General features: G+C 58.1%; 4 protein-coding genes. All 4 read right to left on the bottom strand.

Annotated features, from left to right (window positions below; all coding sequences use genetic code 11):
- Positions 1-353, bottom strand: a 353-nt coding sequence (locus ACTJKJ_RS27275) for a hypothetical protein (RefSeq protein WP_440823317.1), incomplete at its 3' end; no start/stop codon positions are given.
- Between the two features lie 145 nt (positions 354-498).
- Positions 499-696, bottom strand: a complete 198-nt coding sequence (locus ACTJKJ_RS27270) for a hypothetical protein (RefSeq protein WP_440823315.1) — start codon at positions 694-696, stop codon at positions 499-501.
- Position 697: 1 nt separating this feature from the next.
- Positions 698-922 carry a toxin C-terminal domain-containing protein gene (locus tag ACTJKJ_RS27265; protein WP_440823313.1) on the bottom strand — a complete coding sequence of 75 codons (225 nt, stop codon included), beginning with the start codon at positions 920-922 and terminating at the stop codon, positions 698-700.
- 70 nt (positions 923-992) lie between these two features.
- The coding region (locus tag ACTJKJ_RS27260) for an RHS repeat domain-containing protein (RefSeq protein ID WP_440823311.1) at positions 993-1667 on the bottom strand (675 nt) is incomplete at its 5' end.

The following is a 1667-nucleotide window of genomic DNA, read 5'->3' as shown; positions in this document are numbered from 1 at the left end:
TCAAGGTACTTCGAGTAAATTTGCCACAGAACTTCGTTCCGTTCTGAACACTCTATTGTTGGCGACTTGCAACCTCGGCCCTGCCAGACGTCTTGCGCCTCACGCAATATATCCTCGGCAGACTTGACAGCCTGCTTTGGCTTGTTGGGTAGCCGTATGTCACCTTTTTCGTCTTGCTCCAGATCTCCAGGCCATATGCAAACCCACATGGCAGGACACTTCCGTTCGTCCTTCTTGGTAGCAGCCTCGTTCGCTTGAGATGCGAACGCCCAGAACGGATTGCTGAGCGTCGTGAAGACCGCCTCTGGCCCTAGCCCCGTCGGGTCCGTATAAGCCAGCGCGTTGTTCAGCACATAGCTGAACCTGTTGAACGCCTGCTGGTCCTTGGGATCCGGGATGGTAGGGGCGGCGCTGACATGTCCGTACGCAGTGGGTGACGGAGGGCGGCCACTCCTAGGCCTGTCAACCTCAATAACGCTGCTTCTCCCTTTGAGGCTTTCAGACTTCGCTATTCACCAAAAGACAGGCTTGACCCGACTTCTTCACCAGACTGATCGGTTTGTGAGTCTCACCGCCATCGAGTGAAATTTCCACAATTAGATCTTGATTGTCGAAAGACTGTAATTCATGGATCAATTGTCGAATGGTCTTGCCTCGAATCACCCAACCGGGTTGCACAGTGGGTTTCGTTTCCATGTCAATCTCCTACGCGGTTCAAGTTTACGTCAAAGATTCCAGCCCTTGTTTCCTTGCTGCTCAGATTCTTTACTGAATCAGCCATCTTCCAGGCTCCACCATTTTGCCCGTCTAGGGCCCTCGTAATGAAGTCCTTCACGCCGATAACTTCGGCCAAGTCGAACTGCTCGATACGCTCGAAACCGACGGCTGGATCCAGCGGAGCCAGGATCAGTACATCGTTCACTCCGCGGCGCTGCCGCTATTGGAGACCGAACCGGCCAAGCCGCTCGGTCTGGTATTAGCGTCTTCGAGGGTCAAGAAGGCTCTTCACGAACGGCCTGACGACGACCTACCAACACGACACGGGCGGCCAGCGGGTGCACGACGAGCACAGCGTGGGACAAGCGTTTCGAAAGGCCCCTTCGGGCAGTTCGATGTTCTTCTGGATCGGCGCTGACGTGGCGCCCGGTGATCGGGTCATACAGCCGCGCATTCATATGCACCAGCCCGAGCTGGTCCATCTGCTCATGCCCCGTGTAGCCCGAGTTGTCCTGGTCGTTCTTGATCGTCCCCAGGTTGCCCCAGCTGTCGTCGCTCCCGTCGATGTTGCGCCTGCGTCCCCACGCGTCATAGCTCATGCGCTGGAGCAACTGCCCGCCCTCATCGATGATCGCGATGGTCGAACCCAGGTGGTCCTTGAGAAAGAACCTCGCGTTCCTCGTTCCCGCCGTGTCGGCACTGATCGCCATGCCTGCGATCCGCTCCTCCACGAAGCCATCGGCCCCCAGGCTCGTGCGGATGATCGTCACGCCCTTCTCGGCGTCGATCTCCTTCTCCACCGCCCCCGCGTAGATGACCGTGTTGACGGTGCCTTGCGGCTGTCCGCCGCTCATCGTCCTCACGACCTGCCGCACCCGCTCGTGATCCGGCCCGTACACGAACTCGGTGCGCTGCACAGCTTGTCCGCCCGAGAGCTTGTCGATGCTCAG

It is taken from the genome of Roseateles sp. 22389 (genome assembly GCF_052044995.1).
GTDB lineage: Bacteria > Pseudomonadota > Gammaproteobacteria > Burkholderiales > Burkholderiaceae_C > Roseateles.
The sequence above is the reverse complement of the archived record's forward strand: the minus strand, read 5'-3'. Positions and strand labels throughout refer to the sequence as shown.

Excerpts from the sequence above, each read along its gene's own strand:
- ACTJKJ_RS27270 (WP_440823315.1), bottom strand. The coding sequence starts at position 696 with ATGGAAACGAAACCCACTGTGCAACCCGGTTGGGTGATTCGAGGCAAG.